Origin of the sequence: Bordetella genomosp. 6, assembly GCF_002119705.1 — a bacterium.
Classification (GTDB): domain Bacteria; phylum Pseudomonadota; class Gammaproteobacteria; order Burkholderiales; family Burkholderiaceae_B; genus Bordetella; species Bordetella bronchiseptica_F.
Genome location: NZ_CP021107.1, coordinates 366223 through 386643 on the forward strand (window position 1 = coordinate 366223; position 20421 = coordinate 386643).

Consider the following 20421-nt stretch of genomic DNA (forward strand, 5'->3'; position numbering starts at 1 on the left):
CGCCGGACCGCCTGACGATGCAGCCGGTCGTGCCCCGTCGATTATTCTTTTTGCGGTCGAGCGATCTTGAACCCCCTGCATATGGTCCGTTGCGCCCTCGCCGGCGCAGGGTTGGCCTGCTGTGTCTCGGCGACGGCGACGCCGATTTTCGTGCTCAATTCGCTCAATGCGGATGTCAGCATCATCGATTCGCAGACCTATGCCGAAATGCGCCGCGTGCCGACCGGCAAGGAACCGCATCACCTGTACCTGACGCCGGACGAGCAGTCCCTGATGGTGGCCAACGCCATGAGCGACACCATCACGCTGCTGGACCCGCGTACCGGCGCGGTGCAGCACACGCTGACCGGCATCGTCGATCCCTACCATCTGCGTTTCTCGCCGGACATGAAGTGGTTCGTCACGGCGGCCAACCGGCTCGACCATATCGATATCTACAGCTGGGAGCGGCGGCCCGAGGGTTTCGACCTGAAACTGGCCCGCCGCATCCCGGCCGGCAAGACGCCCAGCCATATCGCCATCGACAGCGGCAGCCGCGTCGCCTATGTGACGTTGCAGGACAGCGACCAGCTGGTCGCCATCGACCTGGGCACGCAGGCGCCGCTGTGGACCATCCCGGTCGGCAAGACGCCCGCCGACGTGTTCGTCACCGGCGACGACAGGACCCTGCTGGTGGCGCTGACAGGCGACAGCTACGTCGAGGCCTATGACCTGACCGCCAGTCCGGCGCGGCTGCTCAAGCGCATCAAGACCGGCGCCGGCGCGCACGCGTTCCGCGCCCAGGGCGACGGCCGCCACCTGTTCGTCAGCAACCGGGCCGCCAACACCATCAGCCGCATCGATATGCAGACGCTGGAAGTGGTGGACAGCTATCCGGCGCCGGGCGGCCCCGACTGCATGGATGTGCTGGCCGACGGCAAGACGCTGCTGGTGACCTCGCGCTGGGCAGGCAAGCTGACGGTGATAGACCTGGAGACCAAAAAGGTGAGCCAGCAGGTGCGTGTCGGCAGATCGCCGCACGGTGTGTGGACGCTCGGCCATGCGGCGGCGCGCTAGCATCCTGGGCGGGCTGGCCGCCGCGCTTGGCGCGGTGGCCGCCAGCACGGCCCCTGCCGCCGGCGAGCCGGCCGCGGCCTGCGCCAGGCCGGTGTACCTGACTTTCGATACCGGGCACATGGGCGTGGCCGATCTGGTGGCCGAGGTGCTGGCGCGCCATGGCGTGCGCGTCACCTTTTTCCTGGCCAACGAGCGCACGCTGGATGGCGGCGGCAGCCTGGACGGGCAATGGGCCGCGTGGTGGCGCGCCCGGGCCGCCGAAGGGCATGTGTTCGCCTCCCACACCTACGACCACGCGTATTGGCAGCGCGACCTGCCCGATGGGGGGTTCCGCGTGCGGCCCAGCGCCGGCCCACGGGCCGGCGTGAGCCAGGACTGGAGCGCGGCGCAGTACTGCGAAGCGCTGCGGCAGCCGGCGCGGCGCCTGCGCGAGATGGCGGGCGCGGCCATGCTGCCGCTGTTTCGCGCGCCCGGCGGCAAGACCTCGCCGGCGCTGCTGCGGGCCGCGCGCGCCTGCGGCTACGCGCATGTGGGCTGGGCGCCGGCGGGCTTCCTGGGCGACGAACTGCCCAGCGACAAATACTCCAACGCGGCGCTGCTGCGCCAGGCGCTGCAAAATATCCGTCCCGGCGATATCCTGTTGGCGCACCTGGGCATCTGGTCGCGCAAGGATCCCTGGGCGCCCGCCGTGCTGGAGCCGCTGATCACCGGGCTGCAAGCCAAGGGGTTCTGCTTCGCCACGCTCGATACCCATCCGGCCTACCGGCCATGGATTGCCTCGCATCGCTGACCATGGACACCTTGACGCAATGGTTCTCGCAATGCCAGCAATGGCTGTTCGAGGCCCTGGTGCAGCCGGCGCTGTTCCACCTCGGGCTGGCCAGCTTCACCGAGGACGCCTATGACGCGACGATGTGGCTGCTGGTGGGCCTGTTGCAGCTGCTGGTGCTGATCGCGGTGTTCGGGCCGCTGCAGCGCTGGCGGCCGGTCGAGCCCCTGCGCGATCGCGGCCAGGTGGCGGTGGACGTGCTCTACACCCTGGTGCATCGCCTGGGGCTGTTCCGCCTGGCGCTGTTCTTCACCATCGATCCGCTCTGGGATGCCCTGTTCGGCCAGATGCACACCTGGGGCCTGGCGACCTGGCACCTCGACCAGATATGGCCCGGCGTGACCGACCTGGCCTGGGTCAGCCTGGTCCTGTATCTGCTGGTCTTCGATGCCGTCGACTACGCCTGGCATCGCGCCCAGCATCGCGTGCGCTGGCTGTGGGCGCTGCATGCCGTGCACCACAGCCAGCGGCAGATGACGATGTGGAGCGACAACCGCAACCACCTGCTGGACGACTTCCTGCGCGCTGCCGTCATCGTGCTGGTGTCGCAGCTGGTGGGCGTCCCGCCCGCGCAGTTCGTGGCGGTGGTGGCGATCACGCAGCTGGCCGAAAGCCTGTCGCACGCCAACGTGCGGCTCAGCTTCGGTGCGCTGGGGCAGCGCCTGCTGGTCGATCCGCGCTTTCATCGCCGGCACCATTCCATCGCGTACGATGCCTCGGAGCCCGGTCCCACCGGGGGCTGCAACTTCGCCGCCCTGTTCCCGCTATGGGACCTGCTGTTCGGCACGGCGCGCTTTGACGGCGACTACGGGCCGACGGGCATCCACGACCAGCTGCCGCAGGCCGGCGGGCGCGATTACGGGCGCGGCTTCTGGGCGCAGCAGTGGCTGGGCCTGCGGCGCATGGCCGGACATGCCGATACGCCGGCGCCGGTGCCGCGCGACGCCAGGCCTGAGACGCCTTAGGGCGTGGTGTCCGGGTGCGGGTCGTCGTGGGCCTGCTTCTTGATGGCGTGGTGGCGCTTTTCCATTTCCTGGCGCAGCAGGCGGCGCTGCTTGGCCGCCTCGAAACGCTGCTTCTCTTCCAGGCTGCGCAGCTCCAGCGACGGCACGGCGGTGGGCTGGCCGTTGTCGTCGACCGCCACCATCGTGAAGTAGCAGCTATTGGTATGGCGCACCAGCTTGCGGCGGATATCCTCGGTGACCACCTTGATGCCGATTTCCATCGAGGTGCGGCCGGTGTAGTTGACCGAGGCGAGGAAGGTCACCAGTTCGCCGACATGGATGGGCTCGCGAAAGACCACCTGGTCTACCGACAGCGTGACCACATACTGGCCCGCATAGCGGCTCGCACAGGCATAGGCGACCTGGTCCAGGTACTTGAGAATGGTGCCGCCGTGCACATTGCCCGAGAAGTTCGCCATATCCGGCGTCATCAGGATGGTCATCGACAATTGGTGGCTGAAGGCGTCTTCCATGGCAAGGCCGGGTGTGTTGCAAACATCCCATTATCTCAGGCCCGGGGCGCCCGCGGTGTGGCGGCGGCTAGTCGTCCGCCGCCTCGACGCGGCGCGCCGCCGGCGGCGTCCAGCGGCCGGCGAGCACGCTGGCGTGCGGCAGGTAGATGCGCAGGATCACGCCGGGCGCGCCTTCGCCGGTGGGCAGCCAGTTGGCCTGGTCGTCGGGGCCGGGCGGGTCGCGCTGCAGGTACAGCTCCAGCGATCCGTCCGGGTTGTAGCGCACCGGGTCGCGGTCGCCCAGCGCGTAGCGGTTGAAACCGTTGCCCACCGGGTAGCCCTGGGCGTCGTATGCGCTCAGCGACCACAGCGCGCCGGCGGGTGGCAGCTGGTCGGCCTCGAAACGCAGCACGTAGCGCTGCCCGCCCTCGAGCGGGCGGCCGGCGGCGTCGGCCAGCAGCAGCATGGCCGTTACGTCTTCCGGCAGGCCGGCGCCCAGGCGGGTCTGCGCCGTGATGGCGCGGCGCAGGTAGGCATTGCCGTAGGCCCCGATGCCGTCCGCATTGGCCTGCCAGCCATTGGCCAGCGATCCCGTCGCCGGCAGGCTGTCGCGCAGGGCCTGGGGGCCGTTGCGCACGGCGTGGCGCAACGCCTGCTGGACGGTGTTGGGCAGGCGGGCGAAGGCCAGTTGCTGGCCCGGCACGATCCCCAGGCGGCGCAGCCGCGCCAGCATCGGCTGGTCGGTGGCGTGCGGCGCATGCTTGCGCAGCAGTTCCGCGGCATAGCCGAAGTAGTCTTCGGCGTTCATGCCTTCCACTTGCCGCTGCGCCGGCGTGAGCGCGTCGAGCTCCGGATCGGAGCGCAGTCGCACCGACTGCGCCTGCTGGTTCCATTCGGCCAGCGGGGTCAGGATGAAGCCGTCCTGCACGGCGTGCACGCCCGGGTATTCGGACGAGCCTCCGGTCTGCACGTACAGCTGGGCCCGGACCTGCGCGGTGGGGGCGTCGATCCGGTGCATGCCGCGCGGGAGCGCGCCCGTCCATCCCGGCGGCACGATGGCGTGGTTGCCGCGCGTCGTGCCGGTGGTGCGCTTGCCCAGCACCGCGAATACGTCGGTCCACATGTCCAGCACCGACAGCGTGTACAGGCGGCCATGGGTGTCCGGCGTCGAAATCACGACCGGGCCGGTCGACAGGTCCAGCCAGGCCGACGAGCGCAGCATGTCGAAGTTGGGCCGGGGCAGGCGGCGGAAGTCGGCCTGCGGCAGGCGGCGCTCGTGCGCGAAGGTGTTGGCGGGGGCGCGGCCGGGGCCCTTGCCGCCGGTGTCCTGGCGCCGGCTCAGGTCCATCACGACCAGGGGGTAGAAATACACATAGGCATCGAGCGCGATGCGCTGCGCCTCATCGCTGGCGAGGACGGCGGCGGGCGCGGGCTGGCCGTGCGCCGGCGCGGTGGCCAGCAGGCTGGCGGCCGCCAGCAGGGCGGCCAGGAATCGGTTGCGGCGCATGCGGTGCTCCACGAGGGCGGCGCGGCGCCGTACGGTGGAGGCGCGCCGCGCGGACGATGGACAAGGCGGCCATCGTAGCAGCGGCGCGCCGCGGCCCAAGCGCCGAACAGGCGAAGTTCCGGCCGCCTAATCCGCCGCTAGGGCTGGCCTCAGGGCCGGGGCGGCGTGCGCAGCGGGCCGTACTCGGCCGGCACCCAGGCGTAGCCCTGGCCGTCCACGTTGACGTGGCCCAGGCCCGGAAACGGCATATGGGCGCCGGCCACCCACAGGCGGTCGCGCGCCGCGTCGGCGAAGATCTTCTTGCGGGTGGTCACGGCCTGCGCGCCATCCACGTCGAACTCGAGCGCGACTTCCGGACGGGCCAGCTGCACCGCATGGTTGTGCACGATATCGCCCCAGACCAGCAGGCTGTGCTGCGACGACTCGAACAGGTACGAGGTGTGGCCCGGCGTGTGGCCAGGGCTGGGCACGACCTGGATGCCGGCCGGCAGCGCATCGCCATTGGCGTAGGTCAGGAAGCGGCCTTCGGCCTGGTAGGGCGCCACCGAGTCGCGCGCCATCTTGAAGAAAGGCTGCGCATCGGCGGGGGCTTGCGCGGCGGCCGCCGCGCTCAGCCAGAAGTCGGCTTCGGCGCGGGCCGCGTACACGTCGGCGTTGGGGAACAGCCTGCCGCCCTGGGCGTCGAGCAGGCCGCAGGCGTGGTCCGGATGCAGGTGGGTCAGCAGCACCAGGTCTACCTGGTCCGCGCGGTAGCCGGCCGCCCGCAGGTTGGCGTCCAGGCGTCCCAGCGTGGGGCCGAAGCAGGCGCCCGCGCCGGTATCCACCAGTACCAGCTGCTTGCCGGTGTGGACCAGGTAGCCGTTGACGGCCGTCTGCATGCCGCTGGCGCGGTACGCGAACATGCTGGCCAGCAGCGTCTGGATATCCTGGGCGCTGGCGCCCTTGAGCAGCTTGGGATCCAGGTCGACATAGCCGTCGTACAGGGCGGTGACGACATAGTCGCCGACTTGCATGCGGTGGAAGCCGGGAGCCTGCTCGGTAAGCACCGGGGCGGTGGCCAGGGCGGGCTGCGCGCCGGCGGCGGTCAGCGCGGCGGCCAGGGCGAGGCGGCGAAGGAGGCGGACCGGGGTCGACATGGGAATCTCCGAAGAAAGTAGGGCGGGGACGCCGGGGGTGTCAGGATAGCGCGGATACGGGCAGGTCGCGCGCCGTCTGGCCGGCCTGCTTCCGCAGCCAGTGCGCCACGGTCCCGACGTCGGCCGAAGGGCGCCGCGCATTGACGACCAGCCAATAGCCCAACTGCGCCGCGCTGGCCTGCTGGGCGCCCAGCGGCACCAGCCTTCCGTCGGCCAGCATGGGCGCGATCAGCGCCAGCCGGCCCAGCGCGATGCCGTGGCCGGCCAGCGCCGCGTGCACGATCTGGTCGTACTGGTTGAAGCGCAGCATACCCTTGGGGCGCGCCCGCCCAAGGCCCTGCGCGCCCAGCCATTCGGCCCATTGCAGCCATGGCCGGGTGGGATCGTCGAATTCCAGCAGCACCTGGCCGGCCAGCGCCGCGGCATCCAGGCGGGCCACGCTCAGCGCGGGATGGGCGACCGGAACGACGGTCTCGCCGAACATCCACGCCGCGCCTTCGGGCGCGGCCTCGCGCGGGCAGTAGCGGATGGCGATATCGACCTGTTCGCGGTCCAGGTCCAGCACGCGGTTGTCGGCCGCCACGCGCACGTCGATGCTGGGGTGCGCTTCCTGGAACTGGCCCAGGCGCGGCAACAGCCACAGCGACGCCACGCCAATGGTGGACGTCACCGTGACGGGCGTGCGCCGCTCGGGCGCGCGCCATTGCGCGGCCAGTTCGCCCAGTTCGATCAGCCAGCGGTCGGCCGTGCGGAACAGCTGCGCGCCTTCGGAGGTGAACGAGACCGAGCGGAACCCGCGCGACAGCAGCGCCACGCCCAGGTGCGCCTCGAGGGCGCGGACCTGGCGGCTGACGGCCGACTGGGTGAGGTGCAGGTCTTGCGCGGCCAGGGTGATGCTCATGCGCCGGCCCACCGCCACGAAGCCGCGCACCAGGTCCAGCGGGGGAAGTTTGGCCAAGGGTAATGACATGACTGTTGCTCATGCGAAAGCCGCGTAGAAGTCGCTTGAGCAATATACCGCGGCGGGCGTCAAATAGCATGACGGCGGCGGTTTTTACCGCTTCTTTCCAGCTTTGCCCGGAGCCGCGGAGTATCGGACATGGTTTGCCCCAGCATCGAACTCTCTTGCACAGAAGGAATGTCATTTGCGCTCGGCGCCGGCTCGACTATGCTGTTGAGGCGCGCCGCCGGCCTGCGCATTGCCTGCCTGTCGGGCACGGTGTGGCTGTCGGAGTACCGCTGCGCGCAGGACAGCATCCTGGCGCCGGGCGCTTCGGTGGTGGTGCAGAGCGATCACGACGTCGTACTCAGCGGCCTGCCGTATGGGCAGGTCGCGCTAATTTCTTCCACGGAGCCAGACCGATGAACGCCCCACAGCCCAGCGCATCCCCCGTCGAGATGTGGTTCGACTTCGCCAGTCCCTACAGCTACCTGGCCATGGCCAGGGTAGGCGGGCTGGCGCGCGAGGCGGGCGTGCGCCTGGCGCTGCGGCCTTTCCTGCTGGGGCCGATCTTCCAGGCGCAGGGATGGAACGATTCGCCGTTCCGGCTGTTTCCGGGCAAGGGCGCGTACATGATGCGCGACATTGCCCGCCTGGCCGACAAGTACGGCGTGCCGTACAGCCGCCCGGCGGTGTTTCCGCGCATGGGCGTGCTGCCCGCGCGGATCGCGCTGCTGGGCCAGGGCCAGCAATGGGGCGTCGATTTCTGCCTGAACGTGTTTCGCGCCAATTTCGCTGAGGACCGCGAGATCCAGTCCGAGGAGGTGGTGCGCGACCTGCTGCGGGTCCAGGACCTGGACGCCGATGCGCTGATCGCGCAGGCGCGCCAGGAGTCCACCAAGGAGGCATTGCGCAAGCAGGTCGATCGGGCCCGCGCGCTGGGCATTTTCGGCGCGCCGACCTTCATGGTCGATGGCGAGATGTTCTGGGGCAACGACCGGCTCGAAGACGCGCTGGCCTGGGCCGTCCGCCCGCAGCCGGCCGACGCCTGATCCCATCCGCTTTCCATGCCGAAGGAGAACCCTCGCATGATCGACCATCTGTCTCCCAACAAAGTCATGATCGTCACGGGCGCGGCGCGCGGCATCGGCGCCGCCGTGGCGCTGCTGGCGGCGCGCCGCGGCTATGCCGTCTGCGTCAACTATCGGTCGCGCGGCGACGCCGCCGAGCAGGTGGTGCAGGCCATCCGCGACGAGGGCGGGCGGGCCCTGGCGGTGCCCGCCGACGTGGCCGACGAGGCCCAGGTCGTGCGGCTGTTCGAAACCGTCGACCGAGAACTGGGCCGGGTCGACGCGCTGGTCAACAACGCCGGCATCCTCGAGGCGCAGATGCGGGTCGAGGAGATGGACGCGGCCCGCATCACGCGCATACTCGCCACCAACGTGGTGGGCGCCTTCGTCTGTTGCCGCGAAGCCGTGCGCCGCATGGCGCCGCGCCATGGCGGGCGCGGCGGCGCCATCGTCAACGTCTCTTCGGTGGCCGCGCGGCTGGGCTCGCCGGGCGAGTATGTCGATTACGCCGCCTCCAAGGGCGCGCTGGATACGCTGACCATCGGCCTGTCGCGCGAGGTGGCCGCCGACGAGATCCGCGTCAACGCGGTGCGTCCGGGCACCATCTACACCGACATGCACGCCAGCGGCGGCGAGCCGGGCCGCGTCGACCGGCTCAAGGACGGCATTCCGCTGCGGCGCGGCGGCACCGTGGAGGAAGTGGCAGGCGCGGTGATGTGGTTTTGTTCCGATGAGGCCGGCTACACGACCGGGTCGTTCATCGAGGTTTCAGGCGGCAAATGAAAAACAGCAGCAGTGCCCAGCGCGGCGCGCCCATGCCGGGCGGCCGTTCGCAAGTCCAGTTCCGCGCCGCGCGCATCCGGCGCGTCGCGTTTCACTGGCATCGCAAGGAAGAGGCGGGCGGCGCGCCGGCGCCGGCCCGCGGCAACTGAGGCCGGGCGCGGCGGCTCAGGCCACCAGCCGCGCCAGTTCGACGCCGGGGTCGTCGGCGCGCATGAAGGCCTCGCCGACGAGGAAGGCCTGCACGTCGTGCTCGCGCATCAGCCTGACATCCTCGGGCTTGAGGATGCCGCTTTCGGTGACCACGCGCTTGCCGGCCGGGATCATCGGCAGCAGGTCCAGCGTCGTCTGCAGCGTGGTCTCGAAGGTGCGCAGGTTGCGGTTGTTGATGCCGATGAGCGGGGTGCGCAGCGCCAGCGCGGCGTCCAGTTCCTTGGCGTCGTGCACTTCCACCAGCACGTCCATGCCCAGGTCGATGGCCAGGGACTCCAGGTCGCGCAGCTGCGCCGGCGCCAGCGCCGCGACGATGAGCAGCACGCAGTCCGCGCCCATGGCGCGCGCCGAAATGATCTGGTAGGGATCGACGATGAAATCCTTGCGCAGCACGGGCAGCGAGCAGGCCGCGCGCGCGCGGCGCAGGTTGTCGTGCGAGCCCTGGAAGAACTGCACGTCGGTCAGCACCGACAGGCAGGCCGCGCCGTGCATGGCATAGGAGGCCGCGATTTCGGCCGGGTCGAAGTTTTCGCGCAGCACGCCCTTGGAGGGCGAGGCTTTCTTGATTTCCGCGATGACGCCTGCCTTGCCCTGGCCGATCTTGTCCTCGATGGCCTGGGCAAAGCCGCGCACATCCTGGCGCGCCTGGGCCTCGCGCAGCAATTCGGCTTCGCTGCGCATCTGCCGTGCGGTAGCCACTTCCTCGGCCTTGACGGCGAGGATTTTCGCAAGAATATCGTTCATTTCTGGAATTTCCGGGTATATGCGCAGAATTCTTCCAGCTTGGCGCGGGCCGAGCCGTTAGAAATCGTTTCAAATGCCAGGGCCAACGCTTCGGGGATGGAATCCGCCTTGTTGCCGGCGTAGATGGCCAGGCCCGCATTCAGGGCCACGATGTCGCGGGCCACGCCATCGACATTATCCAACGCTTCGATGACAAGTGCGCGAGACTCCTCGCGATTGGACACCTTGATGCCACGGTTGGACATCATGGATAGCCCGTAATCCTCTGGATGGATCTCATACTCGCGTACGATGCCGTCTTTGAGTTCGCCCACCATGGTCGCCGCGCCAAGCGAGGCTTCGTCCATGCCGTCCTTGCCGTGCACCACCAGCACGTGGCGCGAACCCAGGCGCTCCAGCACCCGCACCTGGATGCCCACCAGGTCGGGGTGGAACACGCCCATCAGCTGGTTGGCGGCGCCGGCGGGGTTGGTCAGCGGCCCCAGGATGTTGAAGATGGTGCGCACCCCCAGTTCCTTGCGCACCGCCGCGACGTTCTTCATGGCGCCATGGTGGGCCGGCGCGAACATGAAGCCGATGCCGGTGGCGGCCACGCACTCGGCCACTTCCTCGGGCGTGAGCTGCAGGTTCGCGCCCAGGGCCTCCAGCACGTCGGCGCTGCCCGACGACGAGGACGCGCTGCGGTTGCCGTGCTTGGCGATCGGCACGCCGGCCGCGGCGGCCACGAACATGGCGGTGGTGGAAATGTTGAAGGTATGGCTGCCGTCGCCGCCGGTGCCGCACATGTCCAGCAGGTCCTGCGGATTGGGCGTGACGACAGGGGTGGCGAATTCGCGCATCACTTGCGCGGCGGCGGTGATCTCGCCCACGGTTTCCTTCTTGACGCGCAGCCCCATCAGCAGCGCGCTGGCGATCTGCGGCGACAGCTCGCCGCGCATCAGCAGGCGCATCAGGTGCAGCATTTCGTCGTGGAAGATCTCGCGGTGTTCGATGCAGCGGGTCAGCGCTTCGGCGGCGGAAATGGTCATGGCGATGCTCCTAGGGGTTCAGCGGGTCAGGAAGTTGCGCATCAGCGCATGGCCGTGCTCGCTCAGCACGGACTCGGGATGGAACTGTACTCCGTACAGCGGCAGGGTCTTGTGGCGCACGCCCATGATGTCGCCATCGGGCGCGGTCGCGGTCACCTCCAGGCAGTCCGGCAGGGTGGCCGGGTCGATGGTCAGCGAGTTGTAGCGGATGACGGTGCAGGGCGAGGGCAGTCCGGTGAAGATGTCCGTGCCCGTGTGCGTGATGGCGATGGTCTTGCCGTGCATGATCTGCTGCGCCCGCACGATGTCGCCGCCGTAGGCCGCGCCGATGGCCTGGTGGCCCAGGCACACGCCCAGGATGGGCAGCTTGCCGGCGAAGGCCTGGATCACCGGCACCGAAATGCCCGCCTCGGCCGGCGAGCAGGGACCGGGCGAGACGCAGATGCGGTCCGGCCGCATCGCGGCGATCTCGTCCAGCGTGATCTGGTCGTTGCGCGCCACGCGCACCTCTTCGCCCAGCTCGCCGAAATACTGCACCAGGTTGTAGGTGAAGGAATCGTAGTTGTCGATCATCAATAGCATGTTCGGTTCTCCGGCCAGGCTCGCGGCCTGGCGTAGGTCTGCGCAATGGGTGGTCTCAGATGGGTTCGTCCAGGCCGTGCTGGACCTGCTCGGCCGCGCGCAGCACGGCGCGCGCCTTGGCCTCGGTCTCGGCCCATTCGGCCTCGGGGCTGGAGTCGGCCACGATGCCCGCGGCCGCCTGTACGTACAGCGTGCCGTTCTTGATCACCCCGGTGCGGATGGCGATGGCCACGTCCATCTCGCCGCCGTAGCTCAGGTAGCCGGCGGCGCCGCCGTAGATGCCGCGGCGCACCGGCTCGAGTTCGTCGATGATTTCCATGGCCCGCACCTTGGGGGCGCCGGTCAGCGTGCCGGCCGGGAAGGCGGCGCGCAGCACGTCCATGCTGCTCATGCCGGGCAGCAGCTTGCCCGCCACGTTGGAGACCAGGTGCATGACATGCGAATAGCGCTCGATGACCATGGTGTCGCTGACGCGCACCGAGCCGATTTCCGCCACGCGGCCGACGTCGTTGCGCGCCAGGTCGATCAGCATCACGTGTTCGGCGCGCTCCTTGGGATCGGCCTGCAGTTCGGCGGCCAGCGCCAGGTCTTCCTCCGGCGTGCCGCCGCGCTTGCGGGTGCCGGCCAGCGGCCGGATGGTGATCTGCGAGCGGGTTTCGCCCTGGTCGTCGATCTGTTCCTGGCGCACCAGGATTTCCGGCGAGGCGCCGACCACCTGGAAATCGCCGAAGTTCCAGAAATACATGTAGGGCGAGGGGTTCAGCGAACGCAGCGCGCGGTACAGCGACAGCGGCGCGTCGCGAAACGGCTTGGCGATGACCTGGCCGACCTGCACCTGCATGACGTCGCCGGCGGCGATGTATTCCTTGGCGCGCGCCACCGCGGCCAGGTAGTCGGCCTTCTGGAAGTCGCGCCGTTCTTCGGTCTGCATGCTGGCGTGGCTGTACGGGATCTCGACCGGGCGGCGCAGCCGCGCGCGCAGCTCCAGCAGGCGCTGCTGGGCGCGGCTGTAGGCCTCGGGCCGGGCCGGGTCGGCGTACACCATCAGGTAGGTGCGGCCGGCCAGGTTGTCGACGATGACCAGCTCGTCGACATGCAGCAGCATGATGTCGGGCGTGCCTTCCTCCATGCCGTCGGGAAACGGCTTGACCGCCGGGCCCAGGCGCTGTTCGATGTGGCGCACGGTGTCGTAGCCGAAGTACCCGGCCAGGCCGCCGCAGAAACGCGGCATGCCGGGGCGCAGCGCCACCTTGAAGCGGGCCTGGTACGCCTCGATGAACGCCAGCGGGTCGCCTTCGTGGGTTTCGGTGACGTGGCCGTCGTGCAGCACCTCGGTGGTCGAGCCGCTGGCGCGGATGACGGTGCGCGCCGGCAGGCCGATGAACGAGTAGCGGCCAAAGCGCTCGCCGCCCACCACCGACTCCATCAGGCAGCTCATGCGGCCGCCTTGCGGGCCGCTGTGGGCCAGCTTGAGGTAGATGGCCAGCGGCGTGTCGAGGTCGGCGTAGGTTTCCGCGACCAGCGGAATGCGGTTGTAGCCTTGGGCGGCCAGCGCTTTGAATTCAAGTTCAGTCATGTCGGGTCTCGTACGGCGTTTTTCTGGTACGGACCGGGCATGCAGCAAAAAGCCCGGTCCAGTGACGGGTTCCGGGCTTGGCGCTGCACTTCACAGCTTCGGCTCTAGGCGATGGATACGTCCAGGGCCGGGAAGGGAATCATCGCCACCCGGAAGACAAACGCCACCAACGCCACGAGGCGTTGCGCATTTGGTTCGAGGGGCGAGCGTTCATGTAGCTGGCAGTGTCTGGTTGGGTGGCGACGGGCGTACCGGGCGGGCGTTCAGGCCGTGGCGGCGCGCTGCGGCTTGGCGTTGCGCTGGGAAATCCAGTGGGCCGCTTCGACAAGCGTGTCAACTATACCATCGACATCCAGGGAACGCACGTCCATTCCTTCGTTGTAGCCGTAAGGCACCGCCAGCACCGCGGTGCCGGCCCTGCGGCCGGCCAGGGCGTCGTTGACCGAGTCGCCGATGGTGACCGCCTGGGCCGGCGCCACGCCGAGGCGGTCGCAGGCATGCAGCACCGGGTCGGGATCGGGCTTGCGCCGCGCGCAGGTGTCGCCGCACACCACCACGCGGAAAAACCCCGCCAGGCCGGTGCGTTCGAGCAGGGGCAGGGTGAACTCGGTCGGCTTGTTGGTGACCACCGCCAGCGGCAGGCCCTGTTCGCGCATCGCCGCCAGGCCGGCCTTCACCCCATCGAACACGGTGGCGTGCTCGCCATTGACCGCATGGTAGTGCTTGAAGAACGACAGGCGCCCGCGCGCGAACAGCGCTTCGTCGGGCGCCTCGCCGTCCAGGCTGCCGGCCAGGGCGCGGCGCACCAGGTTGTCCACGCCCTTGCCGACGAAGGTCGCGACCAGCGCTTCGGGCAGCTGGGCCATGCCCAGGTCGCGGCGCATGGCATTGGCCGCGATGGCCAGATCGGGCACCGAATCGAGCAGAGTGCCGTCGAGGTCGAGCAGTACGGCGTTGATGGTCTGCATGGCGGCCTCACACAGCGATGGTTTCGCCGCGCGCGATTTCGGCGCGCAGCTGGCCGATGACCTGGGCGTAGTCGGGCTTGCCGAAAATGGCCGAGCCCGCCACGAAGGTGTCCGCGCCGGCGGCGCGGATCTCGGCGATATTGTCGACCTTGACCCCGCCGTCGACCTCCAGCAGGATGGGCTGGCCGCCGGCCGCGCGCCAGCGGTCGATGCGCGCGCGCGCATCGCGCAGCTTGGCCAGCGTGGCCGGGATGAACGCCTGCCCGCCGAAGCCGGGGTTCACCGACATCAGCAGCACCACGTCCAGCTTGTCCATCACATAATCCATGTAGTGCAGCGGCGTGGCCGGGTTGAACACCAGGCCGGCCTTGCAGCCATGGTCGCGGATCAGGGCCAGGGTGCGGTCGACGTGGCGCGAGGCTTCCGGATGGAAGGTGATGATATTGGCGCCGGCCTTGGCGAATTGCGGCACGATTTCGTCGACCGGCTCGACCATCAGGTGCACGTCGATCGGCGCCTGCACATGGGGACGGATCGCGGCGCAGACCATCGGGCCGATGGTCAGGTTGGGCACGTAATGGTTGTCCATCACGTCGAAGTGAATCCAGTCGGCGCCCGCGGCGACGACGTTGCGCACCTCTTCGCCCAGGCGGGCGAAGTCGGCGGATAGAATGCTGGGGGCGATGCGGGTGGAGGCCGGCTGGGTGGACATGATGTTCGCGATTTCCGGGGGCATAATGTGCAATTATTGCAGCTTGGCGCGGCGTACCGGTTTTTCCGGCGCCGGCCAGCCGCGTCAACCTCGTGCGCGCCTGCGGGCGCCTTCCATGTGTCGAACCGGGAAAGGCCTGTGAAACCCTATGATCTGACCGTATCCGTGACCCCGCGTTATGTGCCGGAGCAGTCCGATCCCAGTCAGCAGCAATACGTGTTTGCCTACACGGTGCGCATTACCAACACCGGTTCGCACCCGGCCCAGGTTATCAGCCGCCACTGGATCATCACCGACGGCGAGGAGCGCGTGCAGGAAGTGCGCGGCCTCGGCGTGGTGGGCCAGCAACCGCTGCTGGCGCCGGGCGAAACCTTCGAATACACCAGCGGCTGTCCGCTTCCGACTCCCATCGGCACGATGCGGGGCACCTACCATTGCGTGGGCGAAAACGGCATTCCGTTCGAGGTGCCGATCGCGGAGTTCCTGCTGGCCATGCCGCGTACACTGCACTGAGCCGGGCTCCTCCCGGCACGGTGATTTTCCGATCCGCATTCCATGAAGCGACTTCTCTGTCTGTCCCTGCTGTCCGTATTGCTGGCGGCGTGCACGACCCCATCGCAGGTCCCTCCCGAGACGGCGCCCGGCGGCGTGCCGCCGGCGGCCGAAGGCCCGCTGGTCGTGCCGCCGCTGTCGGCGCTGTCCGATACGCCGCCGCGCGCGCTGGCCGGGCGTTACCAGCGCGCCGCCTGGACCGAGCTGCCCAGCTGGGAGAGCGACGACCTGTCGCGCTGGTGGCCGCTGTTCCTGCGCAATTGCAAGGGCCTGATGCGGCCGACCAGCGGCAACCTGGCGGCGCCGGCGCGCGCCACGCCGCGCGCCTGGCAGCCCGTGTGCGCGGCGGCGGCCGACCCGTCCAGGGCGCCGGCCGCCGGCGACAGCGCGGCGGTGCGGCGCTTCCTGCAAACCTGGCTGCAGCCCTGGCGCATCGCCGGCGCCGACGGCCGGCCCGCCACCAATACCGTCACCGGCTACTACGAGCCGCTGGTGCGCGGCTCGCGGCGCCAGGGCGGCCGCTACCAGTGGCCGCTGTATGCCGTGCCGGCCGATCTGCTGGTCGTCGACCTGGGTTCGGTCTATCCCGACCTGACCGGCAAGCGCGTGCGCGGCCGCCTCGACGGCCGCCGGGTCGTGCCGTACGACACGCGTGCCGCCATCGAGGCCGGCGACCGCAAGCCGCCGGTCATCGTCTGGGTGGACGATCCGGTCGACAATTTCTTCCTGCAGGTCCAGGGCTCGGGCCGGGTGCAGCTGACCGACGGCCCCGACCGCGGCACCACGATCCGCGTCGCGTACGCCGACCACAACGGCCAGCCCTATGCTTCCATCGGCCGCTGGCTCATCGACAAGGGCGAGCTGCGCGCCGACCAGGCATCGATGCAGAACATCCGCGCCTGGGCGCAGCGCAATCCGGCCCGCGTGCAGGAAATGCTCAACGCCAACCCGGCGGTGGTTTTCTTCCGCGAAGAGGCGGTGGTCGATCCCGAGCAAGGGCCCAAGGGCGCCTATGGCATTCCGCTGGCGCCGCAGCGCTCGATCGCGGTCGATGCCGGTTTCGTGCCGCTGGGCACGCCGGTCTACCTGTCGACCACGCTGCCGGCCTCCGACCGGCCCCTGCAGCGCACCGTGTTCGCGCAGGACACCGGCACGGCCATCCGCGGCGCGGCGCGCGCCGACTTCTATTGGGGCTATGGCGAGGAAGCCGGCCAGCAGGCCGGGCGCATGAAGCAGCGCGGCCAGATGTGGCTGCTGTGGCCCAAGCAGGCCGGGGAGCCGTCGGCGCGATGAAACACCAGATCGTGATTTGCGGCGCCGGCATCGTCGGCCTGGCCAGCGCCCTGGCGCTGGCGCGCCGCGGGCAGCGGGTGACGGTACTGGCGCCGCGCGCCCCGGTGCCGGCGGCCGAGCCCGATCGCTATCATCCGCGCGTCTATGCGATTTCGCCCGCCAGCCAGCAATTCCTGGCCGGGCTGGGCGTGTGGGACGCCATGCCGGCGGCCCGCCTGACACCGGTGCAGGCCATGGAAATCCATGGCGACGGCGATGGCCTGGTGCGCCTGAACGCCTGGCAGGCGGCGCAGCCGCAATTGGCCTGGATCGTCGAATCCGGCGAGATCGAACGGGTGCTGATGCAGGCGGTGCAGATGTTCGGCATCCCCTGGATCGCCGAACGCTGCGTCGGCTGGCGTGCCGGCGAGGTCGAGACCGATGGCGGCCAGCGCCTGCGCGCCGAGCTGTTCGTCGGCGCCGACGGCGCGGCCTCGCCGCTGCGCAAGGCGGCCGGCCTGCGGCATGACGCCACCCCATATGACGACACCGGCCTGGTGACGCACCTGGACGCCGAGCGCGCCCACCACGGCACGGCGTTCCAATGGTTTCGCGACGACGGCGTGCTGGCCCTGCTGCCCATGCCGGATACCGCCGACGGGCCACAGGTCTCCATGGTGTGGTCGATGCGTACTCCCCAGGCGCAGGCCCTGCAGGCCATGGAGCCGGCCGCCCGCGCGGCCGAGCTGGAGCGCCTGCTGGCTTTCGCGTCGCAGGGGCGGCTGGGGCGGCTGCGGGTACGCAGCCCGCTGCTGGGTTTCCCGCTTACGCTGGAGCGCGCCCAGATGGTGGCGCCCGGCATCGCGCTGGCCGGCGACGCCGCGCACCGGCTGCATCCGTTGGCTGGCCAGGGGCTGAACCTGGGCCTGGGCGACGTCGAGGCGCTGGCCCGCGCGGTCGGCGGCCGGGAACCCTTTCGCGGTCCGGGCGATCTACGGGTATTGCGGCGCTACCAGCGCGCCCGCGCCGAGCCCGTGCTGGCCATGCGCATGGCCACCGACGGCCTGCACCGCCTGTTCGGCGCGCGCGGCGCGCCGCTGGCCTGGCTGCGCAATGCGGGCATGCAATGGGTGGATGCCGTGCCGTTTCTCAAGCGGCAACTCATCGAAGGGGCCTCGCGCAATTGAGCGGGCCGCCGTTTTCAGGAGCAGGTATGAATTTCCGGATGACAGTCTGGTGCGCCGCCGCCGCGGTGTGGAGCGCGGGCGCCCTGGCGCAGGATGGTGCCGGCCAGGCCGCCTCGGGTACGCCGGACAAGGTCTACTCGACCACCGGGAGCGCGCCCGCCAAGCCGGGCGACAAGGTGTATTCCACCCGTTCGGTGCAGGCGCCCGATCCGCAGGCCGATGCGGTCAAGGAGCGGTTCGCGCAGCGCTTCGAGGGGTTCGACGTGACGGCGGTGCGACGCACCCCGTACGGGCTGTTCGAGGTGCAGATCGGAACGGATTTGCTGTACACCGATGAAAAGGTCACCTGGGTCATGGAGGGGCCGCTCATCGATGCCCTGACCCGGCGCGATGTCACGCGCGAACGCCAGGAAAAACTGTCCAGCGTCCCATTCGAGGAGCTGCCGCTGGAACTGGCGGTCAAGCAGGTCAAGGGCGACGGTTCGCGCGTCATGGCCGTATTCGAGGATCCGAACTGCGGCTATTGCAAGCAATTGCACCGCACGCTGGAGGACATGGACAACGTCACGGTCTACACCTTCCTGTATCCGATCCTCTCGCCGGACTCGACGACCAAGGTGCGCGACATCTGGTGTGCCTCGGATCCCGCCAAGGTCTGGAAAGACTGGATGGTGCGCGGTCAGCGTCCGCCCACCGCCGAATGCGATGCGCCGGTCGAACAATGGCTGGCGCTGGGCCGCCAGCTGATGGTGCGCGGCACGCCCGCGATTTTCTTCAAGAGCGGCGGCCGCGTCAGCGGCGCGCTGCCGCGCGACGAACTCGAAGCGCGCCTGTAGGCTGCCGGCGGCGCCAGGGAGGCTGGGATGCATATTGCGATACTGGACGACTACCACGGCGTGGCCGAGCGCTATGCCGACTGGACCACGCTGGGCGCCCAGGCGCGCGTGCAGGTATTTCGCGACGCGCTGCCCGCGGGGGCCGCGCGCGCCGTGGCCTTGCAGCCTTTCGATGTCATCGTGGCGATGCGCGAGCGCACGCCGTTTCCGGCCGAACTGATCCAGGCGCTGCCCGCGCTGCGGCTGCTGGTGACGACCGGCATGCGCAACAACGCCATCGACATGCAGGCCTGCGCCGCGGGCGGCATCCTGGTGTGTGGCGCGCCCGGCAGCGCCGAGGCCGGCGCCGCCACGGCCGAGCTGGCCTGGGCCCACATCCTGGCGCTGTTCAAGCGCCTGCCGCAGGAAGATGCCGCCATGCGCCGCGGCCTGTGGCAGACCGGCATGCCGCAGCCGCTGGCAGGCAGGCGGCTGGGCGTGCTGGGCCTGGGCAAGCTGGGCAGCGCGGTGGCGCAGGTGGGGCGCGCGTTCGGCATGGAGGTGGTGGCCTGGAGCCCCAATCTCACCGATGAGCGCGCCGCCCAGGCCGGCGCGACGCGGGTGGACAAGCACACCCTGTTTTCCACCGCCGACGTGGTCAGCCTGCACCTGATCTTGGGCGAGAGCACCCGCCATATCGTCGACGCGGCCGCGCTGGCGGCCATGAAGCCCAGCGCCTACCTGGTCAATACTTCGCGCGCCGGCCTGGTCGACCAGGCCGCGCTGCTCGATGCCCTGCGCAAGGGCCGGCTGGCCGGCGCCGGGCTGGATGTCTACGAGAGCGAGCCGCTGCCGCCCACCGACCCCTGGCGCACGCTCGACAACGTGCTGCTGACGCCGCACCTGGGTTATGTGAGCGCGGAGAACTTCCAGGCGTTCTATGCCAATGCGCTGGAGGCCGTGCGCGGCTGGGCCGCCGGCGCGCCGGTGCACGTGCTGGGCGGCGCCCGGGGCTGAGCCCTTGGCGTCCTAGCGGAACACCACGCGCTGTTCGGCCATGCCGTCGGCCTGGCCGGCCGGTGTGTCGCTGGCGCAGCCCGGGCCCGCCGCGTCGGGTTCGGGATCGATATGGTCGAAGGCGGTGTCGCCGCCGGCATCGGCCACGCCCGTGGGCTTGAGGCCGGCGAAGTCGAACAGGTCGCGGTCCATCAGGTGCGAGGGCACCACGCGCGAGAGCGCATTGAAGACATTCCACGAGCGGCCGGGATGCTTGCGGTCCCATTCCTGGATCATCCGCCCGACTTCCTTGCGCTTGAGGTTTTCCTGCGAGCCGCACAGGTTGCAGGGGATGATCGGGAATTGCTTGAATTGCGCATAGGCGATCAGGTCGCTTTCGGGCACGTAGGCCAGCGGCCGGATCACCGTGTGGCGTCCATCGTCGGAGACCAGCTTGGGCGGCATGCCCTTGGCCTTGCCGCCGTAGAACAGGTTCAGGAAGAAGGTGCCCAGGATGTCGTCGCGGTGATGGCCCAGCGCGATCTTGGTCGCGCCCAGCTCGCTGGCCACCCGGTACAGGATGCCGCGGCGCAGGCGTGAGCACAGCGAGCACATGGTCTTGCCTTCCGGGATGACGCGCGTGACGATCGAATAGGTGTCCTGCGTCTCGATATGGAACGGTACGCCCAGCCCGCGCAGGTAATCGGGCAGGATCTCGGGCGGAAAGCCCGGTTGCTTCTGGTCCAGGTTGACCGCGACGATCTCGAAGGCGAACGGCGCGCGCTTCTGCAGGCTGAGCAGGATGTCCAGCAGCGCGTACGAGTCCTTGCCGCCGGACAGGCAGACCATGACCTTGTCGCCGGCCTCGATCATGTTGTAGTCGGCGATCGCGCGGGTGGTTTCGCGGGCCAGGCGCTTGGCCAGCTTGTTGCCTTCGAAGCGCGCCTTTTCCTCGGCGGGCGTGCGCGCGGCGGTGGGGGATGCGGTGGGTGTCATGGCGTA

23 protein-coding genes are annotated in these 20421 nt (G+C 69.5%); 12 read left to right on the plus strand and 11 right to left on the minus strand.

Annotated elements, in window-relative coordinates:
- Positions 1 to 66 precede the first annotated feature (66 nt).
- Genes CAL11_RS01765 through CAL11_RS01775 form a run of 3 tightly spaced genes read left to right on the plus strand, consistent with a single transcriptional unit; the run spans position 67 to position 2850 of the window.
- Positions 67 to 1056, plus strand: a complete 990-nt coding sequence (locus CAL11_RS01765; RefSeq protein WP_086091985.1) for a beta-propeller fold lactonase family protein — start codon at positions 67 to 69, stop codon at positions 1054 to 1056.
- Positions 1040 to 1846: a polysaccharide deacetylase family protein gene (locus CAL11_RS01770; RefSeq protein WP_167382428.1), complete on the plus strand. Its 807-nt coding sequence runs from the start codon at positions 1040 to 1042 to the stop codon at positions 1844 to 1846. Before CAL11_RS01765 ends, CAL11_RS01770 begins: the two co-directional genes overlap by 17 nt.
- A gap of 2 nt (positions 1847 to 1848) precedes the next feature.
- A complete protein-coding gene (locus CAL11_RS01775; RefSeq protein ID WP_086091986.1) occupies positions 1849 to 2850 on the plus strand; it encodes a sterol desaturase family protein in 1002 nt (333 codons plus the stop codon).
- Here the strand turns inward: CAL11_RS01775 and CAL11_RS01780 are convergent.
- The 4 genes from CAL11_RS01780 to CAL11_RS01795 form a co-directional block, all read right to left on the minus strand.
- Positions 2847 to 3362, minus strand: coding sequence for an acyl-CoA thioesterase (locus tag CAL11_RS01780; protein ID WP_033463472.1), 516 nt, complete (start codon positions 3360 to 3362; stop codon positions 2847 to 2849). The genes CAL11_RS01775 and CAL11_RS01780 overlap by 4 nt on opposite strands.
- A gap of 67 nt (positions 3363 to 3429) precedes the next feature.
- A complete protein-coding gene (locus CAL11_RS01785) occupies positions 3430 to 4848 on the minus strand; it encodes a DUF1254 domain-containing protein (protein WP_086091987.1) in 1419 nt (472 codons plus the stop codon).
- A gap of 149 nt (positions 4849 to 4997) precedes the next feature.
- Complete coding sequence (locus tag CAL11_RS01790) at positions 4998 to 5984, minus strand: MBL fold metallo-hydrolase (protein ID WP_080705660.1); 987 nt, start codon at positions 5982 to 5984, stop codon at positions 4998 to 5000.
- A 40-nt stretch (positions 5985 to 6024) separates the two neighbouring features.
- A complete protein-coding gene (locus CAL11_RS01795) occupies positions 6025 to 6954 on the minus strand; it encodes a LysR substrate-binding domain-containing protein (protein ID WP_086091988.1) in 930 nt (309 codons plus the stop codon).
- Positions 6955 to 7083: 129 nt separating this feature from the next.
- On the opposite strand from CAL11_RS01795, the gene CAL11_RS01800 reads away from it, so the two are divergent.
- The 4 genes from CAL11_RS01800 to CAL11_RS24455 are packed head-to-tail and all read left to right on the plus strand — an operon-like array spanning position 7084 to position 8926.
- Entirely contained in the window at positions 7084 to 7350 is a 267-nt protein-coding gene (locus CAL11_RS01800; RefSeq protein WP_086091989.1) for a DUF2917 domain-containing protein, read from the plus strand.
- Complete coding sequence (locus tag CAL11_RS01805) at positions 7347 to 7976, plus strand: 2-hydroxychromene-2-carboxylate isomerase (protein WP_086091990.1); 630 nt, start codon at positions 7347 to 7349, stop codon at positions 7974 to 7976. The genes CAL11_RS01800 and CAL11_RS01805 overlap by 4 nt, the downstream gene beginning before the upstream one ends.
- A 36-nt stretch (positions 7977 to 8012) precedes the next feature.
- Positions 8013 to 8777, plus strand: coding sequence for an SDR family oxidoreductase (locus CAL11_RS01810; RefSeq protein WP_033463462.1), 765 nt, complete (start codon positions 8013 to 8015; stop codon positions 8775 to 8777).
- Complete coding sequence (locus CAL11_RS24455; protein ID WP_167382429.1) at positions 8774 to 8926, plus strand: hypothetical protein; 153 nt, start codon at positions 8774 to 8776, stop codon at positions 8924 to 8926. Before CAL11_RS01810 ends, CAL11_RS24455 begins: the two co-directional genes overlap by 4 nt.
- 16 nt (positions 8927 to 8942) lie before the next feature.
- Here CAL11_RS24455 and trpC read toward each other — a convergent pair whose 3' ends face one another.
- The 6 genes from trpC to rpe all read right to left on the minus strand — a co-directional run bounded on the left by trpC (position 8943) and on the right by rpe (position 14621).
- On the minus strand, positions 8943 to 9731 hold the full coding sequence (gene trpC / locus CAL11_RS01815) for an indole-3-glycerol phosphate synthase TrpC (RefSeq protein WP_033463460.1): 789 nt from the start codon (positions 9729 to 9731) through the stop codon (positions 8943 to 8945).
- Positions 9728 to 10759, minus strand: a complete 1032-nt coding sequence (gene trpD, locus CAL11_RS01820) for an anthranilate phosphoribosyltransferase (RefSeq protein ID WP_086091991.1) — start codon at positions 10757 to 10759, stop codon at positions 9728 to 9730. The genes trpC and trpD overlap by 4 nt, the downstream gene beginning before the upstream one ends.
- A gap of 18 nt (positions 10760 to 10777) precedes the next feature.
- Entirely contained in the window at positions 10778 to 11341 is a 564-nt protein-coding gene (locus tag CAL11_RS01825; RefSeq protein WP_003815390.1) for an aminodeoxychorismate/anthranilate synthase component II, read from the minus strand.
- A gap of 55 nt (positions 11342 to 11396) precedes the next feature.
- Positions 11397 to 12917, minus strand: coding sequence for an anthranilate synthase component I (trpE, locus tag CAL11_RS01830; protein WP_033463456.1), 1521 nt, complete (start codon positions 12915 to 12917; stop codon positions 11397 to 11399).
- Positions 12918 to 13180: 263 nt separating this feature from the next.
- A complete protein-coding gene (locus tag CAL11_RS01835; RefSeq protein ID WP_033463454.1) occupies positions 13181 to 13885 on the minus strand; it encodes a phosphoglycolate phosphatase in 705 nt (234 codons plus the stop codon).
- Positions 13886 to 13892: 7 nt separating this feature from the next.
- A complete protein-coding gene (rpe, locus tag CAL11_RS01840; protein WP_033463452.1) occupies positions 13893 to 14621 on the minus strand; it encodes a ribulose-phosphate 3-epimerase in 729 nt (242 codons plus the stop codon).
- A 114-nt stretch (positions 14622 to 14735) separates the two neighbouring features.
- Between rpe and apaG the strand changes: the two genes are divergently transcribed.
- Genes apaG through CAL11_RS01865 form a run of 5 tightly spaced genes read left to right on the plus strand, consistent with a single transcriptional unit; the run spans position 14736 to position 19440 of the window.
- Positions 14736 to 15110, plus strand: coding sequence for a Co2+/Mg2+ efflux protein ApaG (gene apaG / locus CAL11_RS01845; RefSeq protein WP_003815381.1), 375 nt, complete (start codon positions 14736 to 14738; stop codon positions 15108 to 15110).
- A 42-nt stretch (positions 15111 to 15152) separates the two neighbouring features.
- Positions 15153 to 16442, plus strand: a complete 1290-nt coding sequence (mltA, locus tag CAL11_RS01850) for a murein transglycosylase A (RefSeq protein WP_086091992.1) — start codon at positions 15153 to 15155, stop codon at positions 16440 to 16442.
- Positions 16439 to 17608, plus strand: a complete 1170-nt coding sequence (locus CAL11_RS01855; RefSeq protein ID WP_086091993.1) for a UbiH/UbiF family hydroxylase — start codon at positions 16439 to 16441, stop codon at positions 17606 to 17608. The genes mltA and CAL11_RS01855 overlap by 4 nt, the downstream gene beginning before the upstream one ends.
- Positions 17605 to 18444 (plus strand): thiol:disulfide interchange protein DsbC, encoded by an 840-nt coding sequence (gene dsbC / locus CAL11_RS01860; protein ID WP_086091994.1) that lies wholly within the window; start codon positions 17605 to 17607, stop codon positions 18442 to 18444. Before CAL11_RS01855 ends, dsbC begins: the two co-directional genes overlap by 4 nt.
- 27 nt (positions 18445 to 18471) lie before the next feature.
- The gene (locus CAL11_RS01865) at positions 18472 to 19440 is read left to right on the plus strand and encodes a D-2-hydroxyacid dehydrogenase family protein (protein WP_086091995.1); all 969 of its coding nucleotides are present in this window, start codon (positions 18472 to 18474) and stop codon (positions 19438 to 19440) included.
- 12 nt (positions 19441 to 19452) lie between these two features.
- Here the strand turns inward: CAL11_RS01865 and ttcA are convergent, their stop codons facing one another.
- Positions 19453 to 20415, minus strand: a complete 963-nt coding sequence (gene ttcA / locus CAL11_RS01870; protein WP_086091996.1) for a tRNA 2-thiocytidine(32) synthetase TtcA — start codon at positions 20413 to 20415, stop codon at positions 19453 to 19455.
- Between the last annotated feature and the right edge of the window lie 6 nt (positions 20416 to 20421).